16 protein-coding genes are annotated in these 15,655 nt (G+C 59.4%); 9 read left to right on the top strand and 7 right to left on the bottom strand.

Annotated features, from left to right (window positions below):
• The first annotated feature begins 7 nt into the window (after window positions 1-7).
• From B0D71_RS00715 to B0D71_RS00705, 3 genes are all read left to right on the top strand, one after another.
• Window positions 8-1,285 carry a peptidase MATCAP family protein gene (locus B0D71_RS00715; protein ID WP_103393017.1) on the top strand — a complete coding sequence of 426 codons (1,278 nt, stop codon included), beginning with the start codon at window positions 8-10 and terminating at the stop codon, window positions 1,283-1,285.
• Window positions 1,286-1,445: 160 nt separating this feature from the next.
• Window positions 1,446-2,996, top strand: coding sequence for a DUF3300 domain-containing protein (locus B0D71_RS00710; protein WP_103393016.1), 1,551 nt, complete (start codon window positions 1,446-1,448; stop codon window positions 2,994-2,996).
• Between the two features lie 80 nt (window positions 2,997-3,076).
• Window positions 3,077-3,919, top strand: a complete 843-nt coding sequence (locus B0D71_RS00705) for a DUF2950 domain-containing protein (protein ID WP_103393015.1) — start codon at window positions 3,077-3,079, stop codon at window positions 3,917-3,919.
• Window positions 3,920-3,971: 52 nt separating this feature from the next.
• Here the strand turns inward: B0D71_RS00705 and B0D71_RS00700 are convergent, their stop codons facing one another.
• On the bottom strand, window positions 3,972-4,472 hold the full coding sequence (locus tag B0D71_RS00700; protein WP_103393014.1) for a GNAT family N-acetyltransferase: 501 nt from the start codon (window positions 4,470-4,472) through the stop codon (window positions 3,972-3,974).
• Between the two features lie 153 nt (window positions 4,473-4,625).
• Here B0D71_RS00700 and B0D71_RS00695 point away from each other — a divergent pair, with 153 nt between their 5' ends.
• The 4 genes from B0D71_RS00695 to arsH are packed head-to-tail and all read left to right on the top strand — an operon-like array spanning window position 4,626 to window position 7,486.
• Window positions 4,626-4,973, top strand: a complete 348-nt coding sequence (locus tag B0D71_RS00695) for a metalloregulator ArsR/SmtB family transcription factor (protein WP_103393013.1) — start codon at window positions 4,626-4,628, stop codon at window positions 4,971-4,973.
• Window positions 4,974-4,996: 23 nt separating this feature from the next.
• Entirely contained in the window at window positions 4,997-6,280 is a 1,284-nt protein-coding gene (locus B0D71_RS00690) for an arsenic transporter (protein WP_103393012.1), read from the top strand.
• 28 nt (window positions 6,281-6,308) lie between these two features.
• Window positions 6,309-6,779 carry an arsenate reductase ArsC gene (locus B0D71_RS00685; protein ID WP_103393011.1) on the top strand — a complete coding sequence of 157 codons (471 nt, stop codon included), beginning with the start codon at window positions 6,309-6,311 and terminating at the stop codon, window positions 6,777-6,779.
• An 11-nt stretch (window positions 6,780-6,790) separates the two neighbouring features.
• Window positions 6,791-7,486: an arsenical resistance protein ArsH gene (gene arsH / locus B0D71_RS00680; protein WP_103393010.1), complete on the top strand. Its 696-nt coding sequence runs from the start codon at window positions 6,791-6,793 to the stop codon at window positions 7,484-7,486.
• 76 nt (window positions 7,487-7,562) lie between these two features.
• Here arsH and B0D71_RS00675 read toward each other — a convergent pair whose 3' ends face one another.
• The 5 genes from B0D71_RS00675 to B0D71_RS00655 form a co-directional block, all read right to left on the bottom strand.
• Window positions 7,563-8,303, bottom strand: a complete 741-nt coding sequence (locus B0D71_RS00675; RefSeq protein ID WP_103393988.1) for a tetratricopeptide repeat protein — start codon at window positions 8,301-8,303, stop codon at window positions 7,563-7,565.
• A gap of 260 nt (window positions 8,304-8,563) precedes the next feature.
• Window positions 8,564-8,947, bottom strand: coding sequence for a VOC family protein (locus B0D71_RS00670; protein ID WP_103393009.1), 384 nt, complete (start codon window positions 8,945-8,947; stop codon window positions 8,564-8,566).
• Window positions 8,948-9,037: 90 nt separating this feature from the next.
• Window positions 9,038-10,156 (bottom strand): S-(hydroxymethyl)glutathione dehydrogenase/class III alcohol dehydrogenase, encoded by a 1,119-nt coding sequence (locus B0D71_RS00665; protein ID WP_103393008.1) that lies wholly within the window; start codon window positions 10,154-10,156, stop codon window positions 9,038-9,040.
• A gap of 108 nt (window positions 10,157-10,264) precedes the next feature.
• On the bottom strand, window positions 10,265-11,233 hold the full coding sequence (locus B0D71_RS00660; RefSeq protein ID WP_103393007.1) for an ABC transporter substrate-binding protein: 969 nt from the start codon (window positions 11,231-11,233) through the stop codon (window positions 10,265-10,267).
• A 153-nt stretch (window positions 11,234-11,386) separates the two neighbouring features.
• The gene (locus tag B0D71_RS00655) at window positions 11,387-12,226 is read right to left on the bottom strand and encodes a HalD/BesD family halogenase (RefSeq protein ID WP_103393006.1); all 840 of its coding nucleotides are present in this window, start codon (window positions 12,224-12,226) and stop codon (window positions 11,387-11,389) included.
• Window positions 12,227-12,336: 110 nt separating this feature from the next.
• Between B0D71_RS00655 and B0D71_RS00650 the strand changes: the two genes are divergently transcribed.
• Entirely contained in the window at window positions 12,337-13,248 is a 912-nt protein-coding gene (locus tag B0D71_RS00650; protein WP_103393005.1) for a LysR family transcriptional regulator, read from the top strand.
• A gap of 163 nt (window positions 13,249-13,411) precedes the next feature.
• On the opposite strand, the gene B0D71_RS00645 is transcribed toward B0D71_RS00650, so the two are convergent.
• Window positions 13,412-14,353 (bottom strand): LysR substrate-binding domain-containing protein, encoded by a 942-nt coding sequence (locus tag B0D71_RS00645; RefSeq protein ID WP_103393004.1) that lies wholly within the window; start codon window positions 14,351-14,353, stop codon window positions 13,412-13,414.
• An 83-nt stretch (window positions 14,354-14,436) separates the two neighbouring features.
• Here B0D71_RS00645 and B0D71_RS00640 point away from each other — a divergent pair, with 83 nt between their 5' ends.
• Window positions 14,437-15,381 carry a DMT family transporter gene (locus B0D71_RS00640; RefSeq protein ID WP_103393003.1) on the top strand — a complete coding sequence of 315 codons (945 nt, stop codon included), beginning with the start codon at window positions 14,437-14,439 and terminating at the stop codon, window positions 15,379-15,381.
• Window positions 15,382-15,655 lie beyond the last annotated feature (274 nt).

The following is a 15,655-nucleotide window of genomic DNA, read 5'->3' as shown; positions in this document are numbered from 1 at the left end:
GATATCCATGAGTGCCGCCGACCTGTCCGAACTCGATGCCGCCCTGCCCGGTCTGACCCGCAAGATCCGCGTGCTCGATGCCCTGTCATGGCCCGATGGGGTCGAGGAAGACTTCCTGGCGAAATGGCGTGGCGGGCGGGCGCAGCTACCCAAGGTCGAGTTGCAGCCCCGCGACCACAGCGCCGACATCGCCGCCCTGGAAACCTTTATCGGCCGTTGCGATGTAGGGCATCCGGCAGGGAATTTCCTCGCCATGACCGCCCGTAGCTATGCCACCGCCGGCCACATGCTGGGGGCCATTGGCACGCCTGCGTTCACGCAATATTCGTCAGCACTGTACCGGCGCCCGGACTTCTACTACACGCGCTTGCAACTGAGCATGCTCGACGCCGCCCGTTTCTTCCTCAAGACCACCGACGCCCTGCTCGGCGGTGCGCGCATTCCACCCAGCCCGGCCGAGATTCCGGCCAAGGCGTTCGCCGCCTGGATTCAACCGGAACTGGACCGCTTTTTCGGTGCCGGACAGATCACGGTCGTGCTCGATCCAAACCTGGCCGCCAAGGCCATCGCCGGATCGAGCCGCATTCGCCTGCGGGCCAGCGCGCTGTTCTCGGAGCTGGACAAAAACCAGCTGTTGCAACACGAGGCCTTCGTGCATGTCGCCACCGCACAAAACGGCGCGCGGCAGCCCAACCTCACAAGCCTCGGCCTGGGAGCGCCCCGCACCACCCAGACCCAGGAGGGCATTGCCACCCTGGCCGAACTGTTCACCGGCAGCATGGACATCAACCGCCTGCGTCGCCTGGCCCTGCGCGTACTGGCCGTCCAGCAGGCGCTGGAGGGTGCCGATTTCATCCAGGTGTTCGAAGGCTTTCTGGCGGCCGGGCAGTCGCAAGAAGAATCCTTCCGCTCAACCCAACGGGTATTTCGCGGCGCCGACCTGCGGGGTGGTTCGGCGTTTACCAAGGACGCCGCCTACCTGACCGGGCTGCTCGGCGTTCACACCCTGCTGCGCATTGCAATTCGCGATAACCGGCCGGAACTGGTGGGGCATTTGTTTGCCGGGCGCCTCAGCCTGGGGGACACCGTGCGCCTGGCGCCGCTGTTCGAGTCCGGCTGGCTCAAGGGGCCTACCTACCTTCCGGCCTGGGCCTCGGACCTGCGCCTGCTGGCGGCCAATCTGGCCTTCTCGGCGTTCATCGCCCAGATCAAACTGGATGTGCTGGACCTGGAGGTATTCATGGCATTCGCCGAAGAGCACGAAAGCGATGCCAGCGCCCAGTGATCGGATTGACGCAGTTTTCAAGGCAACCTTGATTGTTCAAATCAACTGCTACCATTAGGAAGCTGTAACGAAGCTGAGCTCTGTGGCTTGCATAGTCAGCTCTCACCACCCGTGTATTGACTCACTCATTTCAAGCCTGCCTGACCACATAGGAGGTGCAATGCGCGCTCCATTTTTTTACGCGTTGTCAGCCGTACTTTTTTTGAGTGGATCTTCCTGCCTGGCACAGGCTGCGGATGCGACCACCACCGCCGCACCGGCACCCGCGGCCGATACAGCGCCCGTGACCGCGCCAGCCAAAGATCCCGTGTTTACCCAGGAACAGCTGGATCAAATGCTGGCGCCCATTGCGCTGTACCCGGACCCGTTGTTGGCACAGGTACTGATGGCCACTACCTACCCTGGGGAAGTCGGCGAGGCGGTCAGTTGGTCCAAGGCACACCCGGACGCCAAGGGCGATGATGCGGTCAAACAAGTGGCAAGCCAGCCCTGGGACCCGAGTGTGCAGGCGCTTGTCGCCTTCCCGCAGGTTCTGGCAACCCTGGGACAGGATCCCGTCTGGGTCCAACGCCTGGGTGATGCCTTCCTGGCCCAGCCCGACGATCTCATGAACGGTGTACAGCGCTTGCGCCATCAGGCGCAGGCGGCTGGCAACCTGCAGAGCAACCAGTATCAGAACGTGACGATCCAGAATGTCGCGGCGCCAGCGCCGGCACCGGCCCCCGCGACCACAACCCAGGCACCGGCTCCAGCCCCTGAACCGGCTCCGGCCCCTGCCAGCAACTCCACCATCATCATCCAGCCTTCCGATCCGCAGGTGGTGTACGTACCCACCTACAACCCGACTACCACCTACGGCACCTGGGCCTACCCGGCATCGCCGCCCGCGTACTACCCACCGCCACCCGCCTACTACCCCGGCCAGGCCTTGATGGCCGGGCTGGCGTTTGGTACTGGCGTGGCCATCGTCGGGGCGTTGTGGGGTGAATGTGACTGGGGCAATAACGACGTCGATATCGACGTCAATCGCTACAACAACATCAATGCCAATAACCGGATCACCAATAACCAGAACAAATGGCAGCACAACCCGGTGCATCGCAATGGCGTGCCCTATCGAGACAGCGCGAGCCGCGCACAGTACGGTCGCCAACTCAACGGTGCCAATCAGCGTGACGCCTATCGCGGGGACAATGCCCAGCGCGCCCAGGCGCGAGAAAATGCCCGCAACTCAATGGACAGGCACGGTATCGAACGACCTGCCACCAGCAACCTCCAGGCCCGCGAGCAAGCACGAAAACTAGAGTCCGGAACCGCGGGCGGCAATCGGTTACAGGCCGGCGCAGACAGACCAAAAGCGGCTGACAGAGGCCAGGGCACTGCCAGAAACACCCGGGAAAACCAGCAACCCCGCAGACAGGCTGCTGAAGGCAATCTGCAGTCCCGGAACCAGGGCGCTCAGCTGAATCAGCGCAGAGAGGGCCAGGCGCAGACGCGTCAAACGGCGAATAAACGGCCAGCCGCCAGTGCCGGCAGTGCCCGCAACAATGCCTTCGCCGGCGCACGTTCACCGTCCCAGGCCAACCTCCAGGCCAATCGTGGCCGGGCCAGCCAGGCATCCGCCCAACGCCCCAGTGCCTCGCGATCGGCCGGTCACCAGATCAGCCGGCCGTCCAATCCACCAGCGCGTCAAAGGGGGGGCCGCCGTTGAACAACCATCCTCGAGTGAAGGGACTGACGGGCTTGCTCCCGCATGTCCTTGCGATAGCTGCCGGCTTTTTGTGGTCGTGCATGGCGACGGCGCAGCAGGCTTTTCCAACGCCAGAAAAAGCCGCAGAAGCCTTCGTCGAAGCACTGGGCACGGAACACTCCGACCAGGCCCGCCTGACCGAGCTGCTGGGCAGCAACTGGCACAGCTACATTCCCCGTGAAGGCGTGCAGCGCGAAGACGTGGATGCGTTTTTGCAGCAGTACCACGAGCAACATCACATTGAAAAAGCCAGCGAGCGCAAGGCAATCCTGGCGGTCGGCAGCAAGAACTGGACACTGCCCATCCCCATGACAAAAGACGCCAGCGGTTGGCGCTTCGACATGAAGGCCGGCAGTGCCGAGATCCGTACTCGTCAAATCGGCCGCAATGAACTGGCCGCCGTGCAATCGGTACTGGCCTATCACGACGCCCAGATGGACTACGCGTCAGTCGATCGTGATGGTGACGGCGCGCTCGAGTATGCGCAGAAAATCGTCAGCACCCCCGGCAAGCACGACGGACTCTATTGGGTGGAGGACGACAGCGACCAGATCAGCCCGCTGGGGCCTTCGTTCGGCAAAGCCATTGCCGACGAAGAGTGGCATGGATACCGCTTCCGCATCCTGCATGGTCAGGGTCCTTCGGCGCCGGGTGGCGCCTACAGCTACCTCATCGGTGACAAGATGAGCCGGGGCTTTGCGTTGATCGCCTGGCCGGCGACATACAACGACACCGGGGTGATGAGTTTCATGATCAGCCATGAAGGACAGGTGTTCGAGAAAGACCTGGGGCCCGGTGGTGAAAAACTGGCGAAAGCGATGAAGCGCTTTGATCCGGATGACAGCTGGAAAGAGGTGCCTGAAGATCAGGCGCAGCAGGAGTGACCGGGGTGTCACCGCCCTGCTGCCGACGCTCGCAATCGCAGGGGGATCTTGTCTAGATCAACAGGACGAACCGGTCTTCGTTCCCCGTGTTTTCGTTGCAGGAGGGTTGTTCCAGTTGGAACCCGCAGCGACCAAGGACTTTTCTTGAGCCCAGGTTTTCCTTGTAGACAAAGGCAACCAGTTGCGTAAGCCCCCAGCGCGCCCTGGCTTGCTGTATCAGATGCCTCAACGCCAGTGTAGCCAGCCCCTGCCCGCATGCGCGCTGATCGATTCGATAGCCGACTTGCGCAGACCCCGTCGACGGGTCGATGCTTTTCAGATTGGCTCGACCAACGATTCTCTGGCTGGAATCCTCGATGACAAACGGGTGCCAGGCGCCGACAGCAAAACCGGACAAATAGCTTTCGATATGATCGGCGACACCCTGTGACGAGTAAAAAGAAGGCTCGCGCGCATCGATATGGGATTCGAACCATTCACGGTTCCGGATTTCGAAAGCCAGCAATGCTTGAGCGTCACTCATTTTCAGCTCGCGTACGCTAAATGATTCCATTCATCACCTCTCCTGTGTCTTGTGCCGAATTGGCTGGAGTCTATCTCATACAATCTGGCCTGGCCGAGCCTTCCCCTTCTGGAACCCGGGCAGCTTGCACAATACATATGGAAAACCGTATATTCGAATAACCACATGTATCGAACCACGCCAATGCTCAATCCTGCCGCCGTATTCAAATGCCTGTCCGACGAAACCCGCGCCCGGGCCACCTTGCTCATCACTCGTGAAGGCGAGTTATGCGTGTGTGAGCTGGTCTGCGCCCTGGACGACAGTCAGCCGAAGATTTCCCGCCATCTTGCCCAGCTTCGCGGCTGCGGCCTGCTTCTCGACCGCCGCCAGGGGCAGTGGGTGTATTACCGACTCAACCCTGATCTGCCCACATGGGTTCGCGACGTTCTCGAGACAACCTTGCTGGCAAACGCCGACTGGCTTGCAGGCAACAGCACTCGCCTTGCCGCGATGGGCGACCGTCCACTCAACACTTCCCCCTGCTGCTGACCCTTCAACCGTCGAGACTGCACATGCTTATTGCCTTTACCATTTTCCTGCTCACCATGGTGCTGGTCATCTGGCAACCCAAAGGCCTGGGCGTCGGCTGGAGCGCCTCCTTTGGTGCCGTTCTGGCCCTGCTCGCAGGCGTCGTGACACTGCACGATATTCCGCTGGTGTGGAGCATTGTCTGGAACGCCACCGCGACGTTCATCTCGCTGATCATCATCAGTCTGTTGCTTGATGAGGCCGGGTTCTTCCAGTGGGCCGCCTTGCATGTGGCGCGCTGGGCCAAGGGTGACGGGCGTCGCCTGTTCGTGTTCACGATACTGCTGGGGGCCGGCGTATCCGCACTGTTTGCCAACGACGGCGCCGCCCTGATTCTGACCCCCATCGTTGTTTCAATACTGCTCGCCCTGCGTTTTTCGCCAGCGTCTACCCTGGCGTTCGTCATGGCGGCCGGCTTTATCGCCGACACGGCGAGCTTGCCCCTGGTGGTGTCCAACCTGGTCAACATCGTTTCGGCGGACTACTTCGACCTGGGCTTCAGCGAATACGCCGCCATCATGGTGCCGGTCAACTTCGTTGCCGTGGCGACCACGCTTGTCGTGCTGTACCGGTTTTTCCGGCGGGACATTCCCAGGCACTACGCTCTCGATGACGTGATGGATCCACGACGCGCCGTGCGTGATCCCATGACCTTCCGCGTCGGCTGGGTTGTTCTGGCTCTGTTGTTGATCGGACTGTTTGCCCTGGAGCCCTTGGGCATTCCCGTCAGCGCCATCGCAGCGGTCTGTGCCGCGATGCTGTTCGCCGTGGCGGCGCGTGGGCATGTGATCTCAACGCGACGGGTGCTGCGTGAAGCGCCCTGGCAGGTGGTGATCTTTTCGCTGGGCATGTACCTGGTGGTGTACGGGCTGAAAAACGCCGGACTGACCACCTACATGACGATGGCGCTGAACCGCATGGCCGAATTCGGCATCTGGGGCGCCGCGTTGGGCACTGGCCTGCTCACGGCGTTGCTGTCATCGGGCATGAACAACATGCCCACGGTGTTGGTGGGTGCGCTGTCGATTCAAGCCAGTGACGCCACCGGCGTGGTGCGTGAAGCCATGATCTACGCCAATGTCATCGGTTCCGACCTGGGCCCCAAGATCACCCCCATCGGCAGCCTGGCCACCCTGCTCTGGCTGCATGTGCTGGAGCGCAAGGGCATCCGCATTACCTGGGGTTACTACTTCAAGGTCGGCGTGGTTCTGACGCTGCCGATTCTGCTCATCACCTTGTCTGCCCTGGCCCTGCGCCTGAGCGTCTAGCCCTGTGCGACTGCAAAGAGGAGTCACCATGCGCGTTCTGTTTATGTGTACCGCCAATAGCTGCCGCAGCATCCTGTCCGAAGCGATGTTCAACCATCTCGCCCCCGAAGGCTTTGTGGCGATCAGTGCCGGCAGCTTCCCCAAGGGACACGTGTTGCCCCGCAGCCTGAGCACGTTGCAGGAGGCCGGCATCGCCATCGACGGCTTGAGCAGCAAAGGCAATGAGGCTTTCGAAGCCAACCCGCCGGACATCGTCATCACGGTCTGCGACAAGGCCGCCGGTGAGGTGTGCCCCGTGTACTTCGGGCCTGCACTGAAAGCGCATTGGGGCCTGGAAGACCCTTCGGACATAACGGGCGATGAAGCAACGGTATCAGCGGCGTTCCACTCCACCCTGGCGCGCATCGAAACGCGCTGCCGGGCATTCCTCGACCTGCCTTTTGCACAACTTGACCGCGATGCGTTGAAACGCGAACTCGATCGCATCGGCACGCTTTGACCGGAGCCCCCATGACCCATTTCCTGCCCAATCTCGACACATCACTGACCCAGCCCATCGGCATCGGGCGCGACGACCAGCACAAGCCACGCATCCTGCTGTTATACGGTTCGACTCGTGCGCGGTCGTTCAGTCGCCTGCTGGTCGAGGAAGCTGCCCGGTTGCTCGAACACTTCGGCGCCGAGACGCGAATTTTCAATCCGTCCGGCCTGCCGCTACCGGACGACGCACCCTCCGATCACCCGAAAGTCCAGGAACTGCTCGAATTGATGCAGTGGTCTGAAGGACAGGTTTGGTGTTCACCAGAGCGCCACGGCTCCATGTCGGCGGTGTTCAAGGCGCAAATCGACTGGGTGCCGTTGGCGTTGGGGGCCGTTCGCCCAACCCAGGGAAAAACCCTCGCGGTCATGCAGGTCTGCGGCGGCTCCCAGTCTTTCAATGTGGTGAATCAACTTCGTGTGCTGGGGCGTTGGATGCGTATGTTCACCATTCCCAATCAATCCTCCGTGCCAAAGGCTTTTCTGGAGTTTGACGACGCCAATCGCATGAAACCCTCGTCGCTGTACGACAGGGTGGTGGACGTCATGGAAGAACTGGTGAAATTTACCCTGCTGCTACGGGATCGCCCCGATCTGGTTGACCGCTACTCGGAACGAAAAGAGTCCGCGCAAGAGCTGACTCAGCGTGTGAATCAGCGGTCGATTTGACTGTAGAAATGCTCCCCTTCGCCCGATAGCCGAAATAGTCGCAAACCCCAAGAACGTGCAGGTTCAGTTCTCTACCTCAACCGCGCACCAGATAGGCTCCTGACGGAACCCGATGCCGCAGCTTCTTGCAGCGGCCGGGCGGGGGCTGGTGGCCCGGCGGGCGATCAGGAAACCAGATTCGGCATTGACCCGGAGGCGGTAAATGGCCGCGGGGAATCCCGACCTCCTCATAACCGGGTGCTGGCTCGACGGAAGCCATTTGCATTTCTCCTTCGGGCCGAGGTCCATCTGCCGTCGGTGAGTCCGATACCCTCTCTGCCTCTGCGCGAGCGAAGTATCCAGCGTGTTGCCCAGTGTCGGGCTGCCCAACAGAGACCATCTCGGCTTCCTCATCCTGCCCCTTCTTTACTGCAACCAGGTCCTCTTTGGCTTTGGGGGAAGTACTCGAAATCTGGGCCTGCTGCGCCGCCTGGATCAATTGGAAGTTACGGTTGCGTAATTCGACGTTGCGACCAACCCGCATGTTAGAGCGCGCCGCCAACGTTTCAGCCTGCTGGTACTGCCCCTGCTGAAGACGCAATACACCGAGGTAATGCAACGTCGCGGGATTGTTCGGCTGAATATGCAGGGCACGCTCCAGCGTGGCAGCGGCCTGGTCCAACTGGCCATTTTCATACTGCCGCGAGGCGGTTTCGATCAGGGTGGTAGATGCGCTGTTACTTTGTGTGGGCGCTCTTCGCTCCCCCGCAACAGAGCAAAGCGACGCGAAGGCGCAGAACGCCAGGAGCAGACCTGGCAGAAAACTCTTGGTTGGCATCAAGGGGCGGACTCGACTGATCCCGGACGGCACTGCCGTAAAACAGACCACAGCGCTGCTCGGCATTTGCGATACAGGGCCCCAATTGACCTGGCCAATACCCTGAAGTTCACGCCGTAACGGCAACCGAAACCCGTATTTTTTATCCGTGAACATCCCGCTGCCCGAAGTTCGAACGTGGTCACTGGCAAGCTCGCCAAATGACCACATTCTCACGGGCAATTTACCGGTCAAGGGTGAATGCGTAGCACCAATGTTGCTTACGCAGCCTTGAAGCAATACGCGGCCAGCTTGTTGCCGTCCAGATCACGGGCATAGGCGGCATAGGCATTGGGTGCCCAGCCCCGTGGCCCGGGTGCGCCTTCGTCGGTGCCACCGCAGGCCAGGGCTGCCGCGTGGAAGGCGTCGATAGCGGCGCGGTCCGGTGCTTCAAAGCTGACAGTGACACCGTTGCCGACGCTGGCAGGGGCGCCGTTTGCCGGTTTCAGCACGAAGAAGGACGGGGCGTTATCACCCCAGATCGAGCCATTGTCATCCAGATCAGCGATGCGTTTCTGGCCGAGTGCGCCGAGCACATTGTCGTAGAAACTACGGGCCTTTTGCAGATCGTTGGTACCGACAGTGACGTGAGTGAAGATGCTCATACAGATGCTCTCTTTATAAAGACACAGTGAGTGGGTGTTGCGGTTCGCCCGTGCGCGAGACGTCTGACGCTCAACGCCAGGACGATTCAATCAGCGATCGAAATGGATAACAGTGCGTATGCTCTTGCCTTCATGCATCAACTCGAAGGCCTTGTTGATGTCTTCAAGCCCCATGGTATGGGTGATAAAGGTGTTCAGCGGGATTTCACCGGCCTGAGCCTTCTCGACATAGGAAGGTAATTCGCTGCGACCTTTCACACCGCCAAAAGCCGAGCCGCGCCAGACGCGACCGGTCACCAACTGGAACGGTCGAGTACTGATTTCCTGGCCCGCGCCGGCGACACCGATAATCACCGACTCGCCCCACCCCTTGTGACAACACTCCAGGGCGGCGCGCATCAGATGGACATTGCCAATGCATTCGAAGGAATAGTCCACACCACCCTCGGTCATCTCGACGATCACGTCCTGGATCGGTCTGTCGTAATCCTTGGGGTTGATGAAGTCGGTAGCGCCCAATTGCCTGGCAATTTCGAACTTGGCCGGGTTGATATCGATCGCAATGATTCGACCGGCCTTGGCCATGGTGGCGCCGATTATCGCGGCCAGGCCGATGCCGCCCAGCCCGAAGATCGCCACGCTGGCGCCCTCCTCCACTTTTGCCGTGTTGAGCACCGCACCAATACCGGTGGTCACACCACAACCGAGCAGGCAAACCTGCTCCAGCGGAGCCTCCTTGGGGATTTTGGCCAGGGAAATTTCGGGTAGCACGGTGTATTCGGAAAAGGTCGACGTGCCCATGTAGTGGAACAGCGGCTGGCCGTTATAGGAGAAGCGACTGGTGCCGTCTGGCATCAGGCCCTTGCCCTGGGTCGCACGAATTTTCTGGCAGAGATTGGTCTTCCCGGACTTACAGTATTTGCAGTCGCCGCACTCCGGGGTGTAGAGCGGGATCACATGATCGCCCACTGCAAGTGAAGTCACCCCCTCGCCAACCGCTTCGACGATACCGCCACCTTCGTGGCCAAGAATGACCGGAAAGATCCCTTCGGGATCGGCACCGGACAAGGTGAACGCATCGGTATGACAGACACCTGTCGCAATGATGCGCACCAGCACCTCGCCGGCTTGTGGCGGCGCCACATCGATGTCGACAATTTGCAGAGGCTGGTTCGCCGCGAAGGCGACAGCCGCTCGTGATTTGATCATGTTCGTTATTCCCGGACGCAAAGAGGGGCCGCCTCTGAATAGAAGCAGTCAATGGATTGTGTTCAGAGGGGCGTTACACAGGGCGGGCATCCTTGCCCTGGTGGTCGGTTAGAGCGATGCCTCGATCTTTTTGGCTGCGGTTTCGTCAACCCAGGCGTGCCAGACTTCCGGGTGTTCCTTGAGAAATATCCTGGCCAGCTTCGGTGATTCGATGCGTTCGCGGGTCATCCTGGCCAGGTTCTGATTCAGCATGTCGATGGGAATGTTGACCTTCTCCAGCACCGCCACCAGCTCGGGCGCCTGTTCATGAAAAACCTTGGAGAGCCCGACCATGGTAACGACGTCTTTGTTGGCTCCGGTCTTTTCCTCCAGTCTGATCGCATCGATCTGTCCCATCAGCGGGGTGGGTGACCAATAGTAGAACAGCACCGGTTCACCGCGCTTGTAGCTGGACAGGACAGCCGCATCCAATGCGGCCCCGGTCCCGGGGCGGAAGTTGGTGAAGGTACTTTCAAGACCGTACTCTTTCAGCATCTCGGTATTGTCCTGTTCACAGATCCAGCCAGCGGGACAGTTGTAGAAGCGGCCTTTGGACGGCTCCTCCGCGTCTTTGAAAATGCCCGGGTACTTGCTCAAGTCGGCGACTGTTTTGAGGTCGGGTGCCTGCGCCGGTCTATTGCGTTTTGCGTCCCCCTCCACGACATAGCGCGGTACATACCAGCCCTGGGTCGCACCGACGATCGGAGCGCCAACCCCGACGACCTTCCCGGCTGCCGCAGCCTTTTTCCAGACTTCACTGCGCTCCATCCACTCTTCGCCAAACACCTGGATGTCGTTGCTGGCCAGCGCGGTCTCCAGAATGATGGTGTTACCCACCAACTGATCCGTTGCACAGCCGTAGCCTTCCTTGAGCACGATCATCATGATGTCGGTGAGGAGCATCCCGCTCTCCCAGTTCAACCCGGCAAATTTCACCGACTTGCCCGACTCACACCATCCCGAAGCCTGGCTTGAAGCACTACCGACGAGCAAGCCGAGGGTGAGGAACGAGGCCAGCAAACTCTTCCTGTTTTTCATGATCAGACGCTCCGAATCATTATTATTGGGGGCAGCGAACTGTTGTGTGCGACACAGGAACTAACGAACCCATCAGCTTTAGCATGGACAGGTGCGTGCGCAAACATGTGAAGCGAAGGCGTGAATCAATAGCTTTTATTGTTATTGGCGAAACTAAACCAATGGATCAACGGAGGTACGCCCGTAGAACAACTGGCGGGCATAGGCACTGAATTCGACATTGGGCTGGTCCACGTACGCAAACACCGCGTTGAGCCTCAACCTGTCCCCTTCCACCGGCGTCACACGGTGCAATGAATAGCGGCCACGGAACAATGTCAGGGTGCCCGGTACTTGCGGCAGAACCTCTATCTGCTGCGTTTGCGGGTCATCGAGGAACTCCCTGACTGCGTCATAACAATCGTCGCTTTCATTGCGCAGCATGCGCACGTACTCGAAATCCCCGCCAGCGCTCGCGGCCTGAAGGGACAGCGTGACGCTGAAGTCGGAACGATCGAAGTGCCACCCCAACTCCTGTCCTGCCGTGAAGCCCTGCAAGTTGAGGGCGGCCAGTGGATCGGCATGGCGATAGAGCGTGTCCAGACCCAGAACATCCTTGATGAAGGCAAGGACTTCGTCCGATCCATAGATCTGCCGGATCAAATGGTCGGCCGGAATATCGGCATAGGCAACGGTGTCTTTTGCAGTGTTCATCAAGCGCCGTAGCGGATGTGCCGGGTCAACACTTTCATCTTGAGGTTTGAAATAAACCGTGTGGTTTTCCCGAAAACGAAACATGCGTGAGTGCAGTGCAAGTGTCTGCTCCGCCATCGCGACAACCGGCCGATCGCGAACAAAACCCGGAAAGATCGCAACGCCCTCTTGTCCCAGCAAAGACTGACTGTGCGTGACCAGTTCGAGATAAGCGGGGCTGGTGCGATCGGTAATGGGGTAACGCTCGAGATCGATGATATCGCCGAGGGTTAACGCAGGTGTGAAAGGCAGGGTAGTCATTGTTGTTGGTCTCCGGTGGCTCTGCTTGGATTCAGATTGCATCGGCACCAAAAACAAGTCACGCTCATAATTTTACGCAATTTTGTGAATTATTTTCAGGTCGAACAACAATGAGACTGACGCTGGATCATCTGGTGATGTTGCAAACCCTGTCGGAAGTCGAATCGATAACCGCGGTGGCCGAGCGTTTATGGCTGACACCTTCAGCCGTCAGTCACCGCATACGCGAAGCGGAGCGGCGCCTGGGTGTGAGCCTGACGGAACGATCAGGAGGAAAGCTCAGACTCAGCCCTGCCGGCGTGCGCCTGGAACGGGCCGCCAAAGACATCATCGCCATACTCAATGAAGCCGAGTCCGAAGCCCGGTCCATGGCCGGCGGCGTCACCGCGTTTGTCCGTATGGGTGTCACTTCCTACGGCCCGTTTCGCTGGATTCCAAAATTCATCAAGCACTACTCAAGTCTTCGGCCAGACATCGAAATCACACTGGTGACCGTGCCCCGTAACGACGTCTACGCGAGCCTGATGCAAGGTCGGATCGATGTGTCCATCATCGATGACGGCATGGTGCCGAGTGGCGTGGCAAAACTGCCGCTTTTTCGCGATGACCTGATTGCGATCATGGCAACCGACCATCCCCTGGCGGGAAGGAAGAACATCTACGCCGAAGACTTCAAGACCTACAACCTGGTGACCTACTCAACCGATCGCGCCAGTGGCTGGGAATATGACCGGTTCTTCGCCCCCGCCAGCATCCTGCCGCGCCGCATGATCACGGTGGAGTTGATCGAAGCCATCGTTGAACTGGTGCGCTCAGGCTACGGCATCAGCATATTGCAACGGGACCTGGTGACCCCCAGCCTCGAGCGCGGTGAGCTTGCGTGGGCCGCCCTCAATGACGGCCTCGACATCGCCTGGAACGCCATCGCTCGCCCCTCGGAACGGGAGGACAGTGAGGTCAACAAAATGGTTACGGAGCTTGATGCCTGGATGAAAAGTGCAGGAAAACCGGAACACATCTGATCCCTGGTTAGCGCGTGAAAAAGATTTCCTTAGGGTCGATTACAGTCTTTCGCGAGAGGCAGCTAGCGGCTGAAGCGGTCATTCATCAACACTCACGTCTTAGGCCGTCTGCCTACGTATAGCGAGAATCGCAATGTCGCATGGGTTGGATACGATGGGCTGGTCAGTCGCCCATCGACCCCAAGAGCCACTGCCGAAATATCTCGGCAGAGGCAGAACGCTTGCGATGCTTGAGCGACACCAGGAATTCGCCATTGCCCGTCACGCATTCGAAAGGCGTAACCCGCTGCAATTCCCCCTTGGCCAGCGCTTCATCAGCCATGAACGTCCAGGCCAGGCCAATGCCCATGCCTTGCTGAACGGCCCGATAAGCCAACGTCAGTTGGTTGAAGACCGGGGCTTTGTCCCGCGGTAGGTAGTCGATGCCAAAGTGGCCGAACCATTGATGCCAGTCCAGACACTGCCAGGCGCACGTGTCGATCTGCACCAGGTTGGCCTGCGCCAATTGTTCCAGGGTCTTGACCCCCGAAACATCCAATGAAGGATGAGCCACGGCATAGACGATTTCCGGCAGCAGGAAATCGCTGTCCAGCGAGGGCCATTCGCCAGAACCATAGAGAATGCCCACGTCGAAATCATTGAGGCTGGCCTCATCGAACTCGTTGATCGCGTGAACGTGCACAGCGATATCGGGGTATGTCTTGTTGAATTCGATCAGTTTCGGGAACAGCCAGAACTGGGCCAGGGCATGGGTTGCCAGCACCGAGACGGCGTTGGACTGGTGGACATTGCGAATTCGCGTGACGCTTTGGTACATCGTGGTGAGGAGCACGTTGACCGTCATCAGCAGTTCATCTCCTGCGCCGGTCAACTTGACACCCCTTGGTTTTCGCTCGAAGAGCGGGACACCCATGCAGTCCTCAAGCTGGCGCATCTGCTTGCTCACCGCGCTCTGGGTAAGAAACAGTTCGCCAGCGGCACCCGTGAAGCTGGCGTGTCGTCCCACGGCCTCAAATGTGATCAGGGTTTCCAAAGGGGGCAAGGTACGCAGGTAACGGTTAATGAGGGTTCTCCTGAGGGGCGATTGCGACCAGACATTCCGCATGGGAATGGGTGGCCAACTTTTTATCGCAGGTGGCGCTTATATACCATGGCTAGAATGCCCCTAAATAGCCTGTCAGAGCCGAGATGATGAACAGTGGGATCGTATTTGCAATTTTGGCGGGTGCCATCTGGGGAGGGGTGATTATCGCCCCTTCGTTGCTGCCGGAATTCAATGCCGTGCTGATCAGCAGTGTGCGGTTTGCGATGTACGGGCTGATCTCGCTCCTCGTGGCTTTACCGATTGCATCCCGTCTGCTCTCACAGTTGACACGCCGCGATGCCTTGATGCTGCTTCGTCTTTCATTAACCGGAAACATCCTGAACTACGCGCTGCTGGGCGCTTCCGTACAACTGAGCGGGGTGACTGCCGCCGCACTCATCAACGGCATGATGCCGGTTGCCATTACTTTTCTGGCGCGTGGCGATGCAGGGTCCCTGCCCCTGACAAAACTCAAGCTGCCCCTGTTACTGGTATTCCTGGGCATCGTATCGGTCAGTCTCGAACACTCCGGCGCGCGGGCAGCGAGTACCTCGCTGTCTTCCCAGTTGCTGGGCCTGGCCTGCGGGGTCAGCGGCGTGGTGTGCTGGTCGTGGTACGCCACCCGCAATGCCCGTTATCTCAAGCAAAGCCATTTCAACAGCAGCGAATGGTCGACGCTGTTGGGCATCGTGACGGGCATCGTGGCGATCGTGTTCGGCATCACGGTCTTGATACTGTTCCCGAACCTGGTACCCGCTCAGGTTGAAAACAGCCGCTGGATGACTTTGCTGTGGGTCTGCCTGTTCCTGGCACTCTGTGGTTCGTGGGTTGCCAACGGGCTGTGGAATGCCTGCTCGCGTCGAATGGCCACGTCGTTGAGTGGCCAGATGATCGTGTTCGAAACGCTGTTTGCCTGTGTATACGGTTTTCTGTTCAGCCAGCGGGTGCCTGGTTTGATGGAGGTGACGTCAATCGTGTTGTTGGTGGGTGGGGTTGTCTGGGCGGCAAAGCGTCACCAACTGGTGCCGGTGAAACAGGCTGAACCGTAGCCACTGCTGGCCGTTTTGTTCAGATGCTGACTCACTTCTGTCAAACCGGCTTTGGTCTCCTGAATCAAAACAGCATGGTCCACCGGCCACTTCGAATCGATACCCCAATTTGTCCCCCATCATCTAGCTGATCAACTTCCAATCCGCTCTTCCCAGAGAGATCTCACGGCCCTCCTCCCGCAACTTCTCGCCCGCTTCCCCATTCCGCTGCTGCCCTAGCAGATTCCTCAACAAAACAGAATGATTGCGCCCGGCCATTTCATGACCGATTGGT

The organism is Pseudomonas laurylsulfativorans (assembly GCF_002906155.1).
Classification (GTDB): domain Bacteria; phylum Pseudomonadota; class Gammaproteobacteria; order Pseudomonadales; family Pseudomonadaceae; genus Aquipseudomonas; species Aquipseudomonas laurylsulfativorans.
This window is presented reverse-complemented; position numbering and strand designations above follow the sequence as displayed.